The organism is Streptomyces sp. NPDC058470 (genome assembly GCF_042721055.1).
Lineage (GTDB): Bacteria > Actinomycetota > Actinomycetes > Streptomycetales > Streptomycetaceae > Streptomyces.
On the sequence record NZ_JBHXMF010000003.1, the window covers coordinates 63,616 to 72,048 of the forward strand.

The window sequence follows — 8,433 nt, forward strand, 5'->3', positions numbered from 1 at the left end:
CCAGGTCCCGTACACCGGAAGACACCGACGAAATACGTATGCGGTGGACGCTTCTACCCCCATTCGCCCCCACCGCCCACCCCCGCTCGCCCCCACCCTCCACCCCCGCTCGCACCCCCAAGTGGCCTTCACTCCTCACGAACCCGCGCCTTCACCACCGCGGGTGCCGTCGAATGCGGCAGCAGGCCGGTCGGGTCGTCGGGGAGGACGACCTCGACCTCGATCTCCTCGCGGAAGCGGTAGGGGCGGTGGTCGAGGAGCCCCGTGAGACGGCGCCGGAGCCGGGAGAGTTCGGCACGGACCGTGACCGTGCGGGTCCGGTCGCCGAAGAGGTCGAGGGCGAGCTCGGCGGCGCTGCGCCCCGGGCGGTGCACGGCCAGCACGTACAGCAGTTCGGCGTGACGCGGACTCAGGTCCTGTGCCCAACTGCCCGCCGCACCGGCCACGGTGGCGCAGGGCCGCCGGATGTCACTGAGGTCGAGGACCACACGGTTCGCGCACCCCGAGGTGTCGGCCTCGGCGACCCGGAGCAGCCAGCCGCCGGGCAGCGGCTCCACGACGCAGGTCCCGAGGGACGGCAGCCAGTACCGGCCCGCGCCGAAGGAGTTGGGCAGGGCGACCCGGTCGACGGGCGGCATCCCCGTGACGGCTGCGAGCCAGCCGTGCGTGTCGACGACCAGCGCCTTGCCGTCCATCCGGCACAGGACGGGCGCGGCCACCGCGCGCAGCCGTTCGATGGACGCCAGATGCCGGCCGCGTAGTTCACTTTCGGCCAGCCGGGACACCGAGTCGACCAGTGCGAGGGTGGCCGGATGGAACGTGCTCTGCGGCCCGCTCACGTCGATGATGCCCAGCAGCTGCCCGTCCCGCGGGTCGTGCACCGGCGCGGCGGCGCAGGTCCAGTTGTGCAGGCTGCGCAGGAAGTGCTCGGCCGAGTGCACCTGGACGGCGGCCTCGGAGGTCAGCGCGGTGCCGATCGCGTTGGTGCCCGTCGTGTCCTCGCTCCAGGCGGCGCCCTCCTCCAGGCAGATGGTGTCGGCCCGGCGCAGCACACCCGCGTTGCCCTCGCGCCACAGCACCCGGCCCTCCGCGTCCGTGACCACCATGATCTGCAGGGAGGCGTCGGCGACCGAGCCGAGACCGCGGCTGAGGACCGGCATCACTTCGGCGAGCGCGGTCGAGGTGCGGCGGTGCTCGATCTCCTCCGTCTGCAACAGGGCGCTGTCCGTGCTCTGTTCGGGATTGACGCCGAATCGTTTCACCCGTTGCCAGGACTGACCGATGACGGGACGGGGCGCGATCGTGGAACGTTCACCTGTGACCGTCGCTGCCCAGGTTTCCTGGAGGCGCCGCGCCGTTTCGGACGCGTCCAGCGGAGCGAACCGGGCGAGGTTGAACGATGCCGGGTCGAACGATGTGGTCTTCACTTGGGCTCTCCCGAAACCGGTACCGCGTACAAACCACGTACAAGCCGCGTACAAGGTGTCACGCCGCCGTCATCCCACATCGTGCCTGCTCCCGGCCGCCGACGCCGGGGGTTCGCGCAAGGTGCGCAGAAGGAATGCAACGGTCTGCAACTCTCGCCAACGGTCACAAGTTCCCTTGAAAATGACATTGGCGTCGCCCGTGCGGCGCCGGCGCTCCTTGAACGGAGCCCGAAAGGCGGGGGTGGTGCCGTGTCGGCGCAGCACCACCCCCGTGCCAGCCGGCCAGGGAACCGGCCGCTGAACAGCAGGTCAGGAACTCCCCCCCCCACACCCCGCAGGGCAATCAGGACACCGGCCGTGCCCGCTCCACCACCGTGGCCAGATCCAGACTGTGCGGCAGTGTGCCGAAGGCCGAGCCCCAGTCGCCGCCCAGGCGTGAGGCGCAGAACGCGTCGGCGACCTCCGGGGGCGCGTGCTGGACGAGCAGTGCCCCCTGGAGCACCAACGCGACCCGCTCGGCCACACGGCGGGCGCGGCCCTCGATGCCCTCCAGGTCGGCGAGTTCGGTCAGCAGGTTCTTGATCGCCCCGTCCAGCCGGTGGTCGGCGCCGCGCGCCCGCCCCACCTCACGCAGATACGCGTCGAGCGCACCCGGCTCCCGCTGCAGCGCGCGCAGCACGTCCAGTGCCTGGACGTTGCCCGCGCCCTCCCACACCGAGTTGAGCGGCGACTCGCGCAACAGCCGCGGCATGCCGGACTCCTCGACGTACCCGTTGCCGCCCAGGCATTCGAGGGCCTCGACCGCGACCGGCGTACACCGCTTGGTCACCCAGTACTTGGCGGCCGGCACCGCGAGCCGCAGAAACGCCCGCTCCTGCTCGCTCCCGTCGTCGTACGCGGCGGCAAGGCGCAGCGCGAGCGTCGTCGCGGCCTCGGACTCCAGCGCCAGATCCGCCAGTACGTTCCTCATCAGCGGCTTGTCCACGAGCTTGCCGCCGAACGCCTCGCGGTAGGTGCAGTGGTGCACGGCCTGCGCGACGGCCTGCCGCATCAGCGCGGCCGAACCGAGCACACAGTCCAGGCGAGTCGCCGCGACCATCTCGATGATGGTGCGCACCCCGCGGCCCTCGTCCCCGACCCGGCGGGCCCAGGTCCCGTCGAACTCGACCTCGCTCGACGCGTTCGACCGGTTGCCGAGCTTGTCCTTGAGCCGCTGGATGCGGAAGACGTTGCGTGTGCCGTCCGCCAGGACCCGGGGCACGAGGAAACAGGTCAGCCCTCCTTTTTCCCTGGAAGGGGTCGCCTGCGCCAGCACCAGGAAACCGTCCGACATCGGCGCCGAGCAGAACCACTTGTGGCCCGTCAGTTCGTACGTCCCGTCTTCGGCGAGCGGTCGCGCGGCCGTCGTATTGGCGCGTACGTCGCTGCCGCCCTGTTTCTCCGTCATGCCCATCCCGAAGAGCGCGCCGGGCTTTTGGCCGGCGGGGACCAGCTCCTGGTCGTAGACGGTGGAGGTGAGCCGCGGCTCCCATTCGGCGGCGAGCGCCGGGTCGGTGCGCAGCGCGGGCACCGCCGCGTGGGTCATCGACAGCGGGCAGCCGTTGCCGGCCTCGACCTGCGTCCAGACCACGAAACCGGCGGCGCGCCGCACATGCCCACCGGGCCGCGACCAGGCGGCCGTCAGCCCGGCCGACACCCCCTTGCCGAGGAGCCGATGCCAGGACGGATGGAATTCGACCTCGTCGATCCGGTTGCCGTAGCGGTCATGGGTGCGCAGCTTGGGCGGGTTCTCGTTGGCCAGTACGCCCCACTCCTGTACCTGGGCGGAGCCTGAGGTGCGTCCGAGCGCCGACAGCTCGTCGCGTGCCTCGTCGAGGAGCGGTGGATCGAGATGCCGTTCGACCGCCTCCGCGAGGGCCCGGTCGGCGGCAAAGACGTCATATCCGACCAGCGGCGGAGGCTGGTTGGTCACGGTGTGGGTGGTGGCTGACATACGGATACGGTAAGGACGTGCACCAGGCAAAAGAAACACCTGAACGGCCTCCCTCGGGTCGTCTTCACCGCGCCAAGGCGCTGTACAGGAACGTGTCGAAGCGCAGGACCGCCTGGCTGCTGCTCAAGGACACCGTCAACTCGTGCATGGAGTACCGGATCCTGGGTCTGGCAGCGGAGGCGGCGTTCTTCACGCTCCTCTCCGTGCCGCCGCTGCTGCTGAGCATGATCGGTCTGCTCGGCTACGTGGACGACTGGACCGGCGCCGACACGATCGCCAGCCTGGAGAACAACATCCTGGAGGCGGCGCGCACGATCCTCTCCGACAAGGGTGTGCACGACATCGCCGAGCCGATCCTGCACGACGTGACGAAGGGCGGCCGCCCCGACATCATCTCCCTCGGCTTTCTGTTCGCCCTGTGGTCGGGCTCGCGCGCGGTGAACGTCTTCATCGACACCATCACCGTGATGTACGGCCTCGACGGCACCCGCGGGATCGTGAAGACCCGCATTGTGTCGTTCCTGCTCTTCGTCGTGGCGCTGCTGATCGGCTCGATCGCGCTGCCGCTGATGGTGGCGGGCCCGGACGCGGTGGTGAACATCGTGCCGTGGTCGGAGACGGTCGTGCAGATCCTGTACTGGCCCGTCGTCATCGTCCTCGGGATCGTCTTCCTGACCACGCTGTACCACGTGTCAGTGCCGGTGCGTTCCCCGTGGGTCGAGGACGTGCCGGGCGCCCTGGTGGCCCTCGCCATGTGGGTCGTCGGCAGCCTCATTCTCCGCGTCTACCTGACCAACACGGTCGAGGGCCCCACGATCTACGGCTCGCTCGCCGCGCCTGTCGCGGTCCTCCTGTGGATCGGCGTGTCCGCGTTCGCGGTCCTGGTCGGCGCCGCCGTCAACGCCGCCATCGACCGCGTCTGGCCGGCCGCCGCCACGGCAGCGGCCCGTGCCAACAACGAACGCCTGCGCGAGGCTCAGGTCGCCGAGTACGTCGCCCGCGTCTCCGCGTCCCGCTCGTACGACGCCGAGTTCGACGACTCCGACGACCCGGACATGCCCTCCGAGTTCCCGGAGCGCTGGTCCCGTTTCCTGCCGCCGGAGGACGTGACCTCCCGGCTGCGGGCGCATGTGAAGAACACGCATCGCCCGCAGCACAAGAACGGGGATGCGCCGCCGGGGGAGTGACCTCAGCCGGGGACCGACACCACCGGGACCGACACCACGGGACGGGCTCAGGCCTTCCAGGTTCCGGCCGCCGCGGCCTCCCGGGCGAAATCCGTGAAGTCGCGCGGTTCGCGCCCCAGGATCCGCTGGACGCCGTCCGAGAGATGGGCGTTGCGGCCGTCGAGGAGGCCCTCGAAGAGCTCGACGAGGAACTCGACCTCGTGGGGCGGCACCCCGAACCCGGCCAGGGTGTCGCCGTACTGCCGCGCCGTCACCGGGACGTACCTCAGCTCGCTGCCCGTCGCCTTCGAGATCTCCGCGACCGCGTCGCGGAAGGACAGCAACCGGGGCCCCGAGATGGCGAGTTCCCGCCCGATGTAGCGGTCGCCCGAGGTCAGCGCGGCGACCACGACGTCCGCGATGTCCCGGACATCGATGAACGGCTCCCGCACCTCACCGGCCGGGAACACCAGCTCCCCGTGGACCAGCCCCTCCACCAGCGGACCCTCGCTGAAGTTCTGCGCGAACCACGCCGCCCGTACGACCGTCCAGTCCGCGCCCGAGGTCCTGAGCGCCTCCTCGGTCGCGTGCGCCCGCTCCTCGCCCCGCGACGACAGCAGCACAAGCCGCCGTACGCCGAGCCCGACCGCCTCGCGTGCGAGGGCGCCGACCGCCTCGGTGGCGTCCGGGGAGCCGACGTCCGTGGGGTGGGCGAGATAGGCCGCGTCGGCGCCGCGCAGGGCGTCCGCCCACGTCGAGCGGTCCGCCCAGTCGAAGTGGGTGCCCTGGGAACGGGACCCCGCCCGCACCGTGAGCCCGGCCGCCCGCGCGGCCTCCGCGACCCGGCTGCCCGTGCGCCCGGTGGCGCCGGTGACCAGTACCGTCATGTCCTTCGTACCTGCCGTGTTCTCCGTCATACGGACAGTGAACTTCGGTGCTCAGCAAGGAACCATCGCTGAACCGCTCATTCCCATATGTGCGCGTCTACGCTGGCCCCATGGACGCACTCGCAGGCCTCCTGGAGGGCCCACGCGCTCGTGGCGCCTTCATGATCCGTGCGTGTTTCGACCCGCCCTGGGGCATCCGCGTGGAGGACCGCGCCCCTCTGACGATCATGCTGCTTGTCCGCGGAGACGCCTGGGTCACGGCGGACGGTGGAGAGCGGGTGCGGCTGAGCGCGGGAGACGTCGCCATCGCGCGCGGCCCTGACCCGTACACCGTGGCCGACGACCCGGGAACGGTCCCGCAGGCGGTGATCCTGCCGGGCGGCGAGTGCAGCTACCCCGACGGGCGCTCTCTGAAGGGCCACTGGGACCTCGGTGTCCGCAGCTGGGGCGACCGGCTCGACGGCTCCGCGGTGATGCTGATCGGGACGTACATGATGCAGGGCGAGATCAGCGGCAGGCTGCTCGACGCCCTGCCGCCGCTCCTCACGCTCACCGCCGAGGTGTGGGACTGCGCGCTCACCGACATCCTCGCCGAGGAGATCGTCCGAGACGAACCCGGCCAGGAGGTCGTCCTCGACCGGCTGCTCGACCTGCTGGTCATCGCCGCGCTGCGGGCCTGGTTCTCCCGCCCCGAGGCCGAGGCGCCCGCCTGGTACCAGGCTCTGGCGGACCCCGTGGTGGGCCGCGTCCTGCGGCTGGTCCAGGACGACCCGGCCCACCCCTGGACGGTCGCGACCCTCGCCGCCAAGGCAGGCGTCTCCCGCGCCGCGCTCGCCCGCCGCTTCAGCGAACTCGTCGGCGAGCCCCCGATGACCTACCTGACCGGCTGGCGCCTCGCCCTCGCCGCCGACCGGCTGCGCGACACCGAGGACACCATCGGCGCGATCGCCCGGCAGGTCGGCTACGGCAGCGCGTTCGCGCTCTCCAGTGCCTTCAAGCGGGTGTACGGGGTCAGCCCGCAGGAGCACCGGACGAGAGCGGCGTAGCGTGTCGTACGTGTACGCGGAGAGGGTGTCCCGGCTCGCCGGTGCCGTGGTGTGGACGAACACCCCGGCCGCGTCCGGTGCACGGCCCGTACTGCCCGACGGGTGCATGGACCTGCTGTGGAACGAGGGGCGGCTGCTGGTCGCCGGTCCTGACACACATGCGTACGTCCCGGAGGGGATGCCTGGTGGCTGGGCGGGCGTCCGTTTCTTTCCCGGCACCGCGCCCGCGCTCCTCGGCGTTCCCGCCCACGAACTCCGGGATCAGCGCGTGGAGTTGGCGGACATCTGGCCCGTCTCGGAGGTACGACGGCTTACCGCGCGGGTCGACTCCGCGGCCGACCCCGTGAGCGCACTCGAAGAGGTGGCGCTGGCACGGGCGGCCGATGCCGAGCCCGCCGACCTACTGCTCCGAGAGGTCGTGGCGGCCCTGGACGCGGGGCGCCCGGTGGCCGCCGTCGCTGACGAACTCGGCCTGGGCGCCCGACAGTTGCACCGACGTTCGCTGGCCGCGTTCGGGTACGGGCCCAAGATGCTGGCCCGCGTGCTGCGGCTCCAGCGGGCGTTGGCCCTCGCGCGGGACGGGGTGCCCTTCGCGGAGACGGCGGTCCGGGTGGGGTTCGCGGACCAGGCCCATCTGGCGCGGGATGTACGGGAGTTGGCAGGGGCGACGCTGGGGGAACTGCTCGGACGCGGGTAGCGGCGGCCCTTGTTCGGGTTCCGCCGCTATGCGGTTTCCGGCAGCCGTGCGAACAGGTCGACGCCGTTGCCGTCCGGGTCCCGCACGACCGCGTACCGCATGCCCCAGACGGCGTCCCACGGCTTGAGCTCGCCGTGGTGGCCGGCGCCGACCAGGTCGTCGTACACGGAGTCGACCTCCGCCGGACTGTCGCAGAGGAAGGCGAGAGAGACCCGGCCACCGACGGCCGGGGGCCGGTACCCGGCGTGGAAGGACCGGATCACCTCGTCGGTGTCGAGAGCGAGCCGCAGTCCGCCGGGGAGTTCGGTCTCGACGTGCGGCTGGTCCTCGGAGCCTTCGGGAAAAGTGAGCCCGAGGCGCCGGTAGAAGGCGAGGGAGGCGGCCATGTCGGAGACGGCGATGCCGATCAGGTCGAATCGTGGAGTCATGCGGTCACGGTAGGCGGGGTGGGGGTGGGGAGTCTTGAAGGAATCGGACACGGGCCGGAGCGGGAGCCGGCGCAGTGTCCGAGTCCGGCAGGATGGTCGCATGATCCGAACTGTGCGTGTTCTGCTTCCGGCGCTGCTGCTCCCCGTGCTGCTCGCCGGCTGCGGCACGGAGAAGGCGGGGGCCGGGACGCTCGATCCTGGCCCTGCCGGTCCCGACCGGGCCGAACTCGACGCCCGCGCCCGGGCCTTGCAGATCGCACCGGAACTCGTGTACGTCACGGAGGTGTCGGGATTCACCCTGGCCCAGCAGTCGGTGGGTGTGTACGGCGGTGACGGTTTCTCCAGCGCGTACTGGTCCGAGAAGACCGGAGGTCAGATTCACCTCTACGTGGACCGGGGCACGGTGACGGCGGAGAGCTGTGCGGGGTGTGAGCGGGACGGGGGCGGCTGGTACCGCACCGGGAGTGGGCAGCACGAGTACCTGCTCCCCGAGAAGGGGGACGTCGTCGTTCGGCTGAGCGCGGACTCGGCCTCGGTCACCCGAGCCGTCCTCCGCGGCGCCGCCACGGCGGCCCACCGCCCGGGGAACGTCGAACTGGCCGCCCTCTTCCCGACCCCCGCCCCGACCGCCACCACGCCGGTGGAACGCGGGGACCTTCCGCCGGTGGGCGACGGCGCGCCCAACAACGAGGTGGGGACGACGGGTTGAGATGGAGATACGCGGCCCGGCTCCCCGGTTCCCCGGAAGCCGCCCCGGTGTCGCGCCTTCCCGGCGGTCCGTCCGTGCGG

General features: G+C 71.4%; 8 protein-coding genes. 4 read left to right on the forward strand and 4 right to left on the reverse strand.

Features of this window, described 5'->3' with window-relative positions; all coding sequences use genetic code 11:
- Positions 1–128 precede the first annotated feature (128 nt).
- Both ACFWP7_RS02935 and ACFWP7_RS02940 read right to left on the reverse strand, forming a co-directional pair.
- Positions 129–1,427, reverse strand: coding sequence for a GAF domain-containing protein (locus ACFWP7_RS02935; RefSeq protein WP_384375012.1), 1,299 nt, complete (start codon positions 1,425–1,427; stop codon positions 129–131).
- 343 nt (positions 1,428–1,770) lie between these two features.
- On the reverse strand, positions 1,771–3,420 hold the full coding sequence (locus tag ACFWP7_RS02940) for an acyl-CoA dehydrogenase family protein (protein WP_384375015.1): 1,650 nt from the start codon (positions 3,418–3,420) through the stop codon (positions 1,771–1,773).
- 17 nt (positions 3,421–3,437) lie between these two features.
- Here ACFWP7_RS02940 and ACFWP7_RS02945 point away from each other — a divergent pair, with 17 nt between their 5' ends.
- Positions 3,438–4,607 carry a YihY/virulence factor BrkB family protein gene (locus tag ACFWP7_RS02945; RefSeq protein ID WP_384375018.1) on the forward strand — a complete coding sequence of 390 codons (1,170 nt, stop codon included), beginning with the start codon at positions 3,438–3,440 and terminating at the stop codon, positions 4,605–4,607.
- A 47-nt stretch (positions 4,608–4,654) separates the two neighbouring features.
- On the opposite strand, the gene ACFWP7_RS02950 is transcribed toward ACFWP7_RS02945, so the two are convergent.
- Entirely contained in the window at positions 4,655–5,503 is an 849-nt protein-coding gene (locus tag ACFWP7_RS02950; protein ID WP_384375021.1) for an NAD(P)H-binding protein, read from the reverse strand.
- Positions 5,504–5,583: 80 nt separating this feature from the next.
- On the opposite strand from ACFWP7_RS02950, the gene ACFWP7_RS02955 reads away from it, so the two are divergent.
- Complete coding sequence (locus ACFWP7_RS02955) at positions 5,584–6,519, forward strand: AraC family transcriptional regulator (protein ID WP_384375024.1); 936 nt, start codon at positions 5,584–5,586, stop codon at positions 6,517–6,519.
- Positions 6,520–6,529: 10 nt separating this feature from the next.
- Positions 6,530–7,216 (forward strand): helix-turn-helix domain-containing protein, encoded by a 687-nt coding sequence (locus ACFWP7_RS02960; protein ID WP_384375027.1) that lies wholly within the window; start codon positions 6,530–6,532, stop codon positions 7,214–7,216.
- A 26-nt stretch (positions 7,217–7,242) separates the two neighbouring features.
- On the opposite strand, the gene ACFWP7_RS02965 is transcribed toward ACFWP7_RS02960, so the two are convergent.
- The gene (locus ACFWP7_RS02965) at positions 7,243–7,644 is read right to left on the reverse strand and encodes a VOC family protein (RefSeq protein ID WP_384375030.1); all 402 of its coding nucleotides are present in this window, start codon (positions 7,642–7,644) and stop codon (positions 7,243–7,245) included.
- 100 nt (positions 7,645–7,744) lie between these two features.
- On the opposite strand from ACFWP7_RS02965, the gene ACFWP7_RS02970 reads away from it, so the two are divergent.
- Complete coding sequence (locus tag ACFWP7_RS02970) at positions 7,745–8,353, forward strand: hypothetical protein (RefSeq protein WP_384375033.1); 609 nt, start codon at positions 7,745–7,747, stop codon at positions 8,351–8,353.
- Positions 8,354–8,433 lie beyond the last annotated feature (80 nt).

Coding starts and splice junctions, on each gene's coding strand:
- ACFWP7_RS02940 (WP_384375015.1), bottom strand. CDS start 3,420: ATGTCAGCCACCACCCACACCGTGACCAACCAGCCTCCGCCGCTGGTC.
- ACFWP7_RS02965 (WP_384375030.1), bottom strand. CDS start 7,644: ATGACTCCACGATTCGACCTGATCGGCATCGCCGTCTCCGACATGGCC.
- ACFWP7_RS02970 (WP_384375033.1), top strand. CDS start 7,745: ATGATCCGAACTGTGCGTGTTCTGCTTCCGGCGCTGCTGCTCCCCGTG.
- ACFWP7_RS02955 (WP_384375024.1), top strand. CDS start 5,584: ATGGACGCACTCGCAGGCCTCCTGGAGGGCCCACGCGCTCGTGGCGCC.
- ACFWP7_RS02950 (WP_384375021.1), bottom strand. CDS start 5,503: ATGACGGAGAACACGGCAGGTACGAAGGACATGACGGTACTGGTCACC.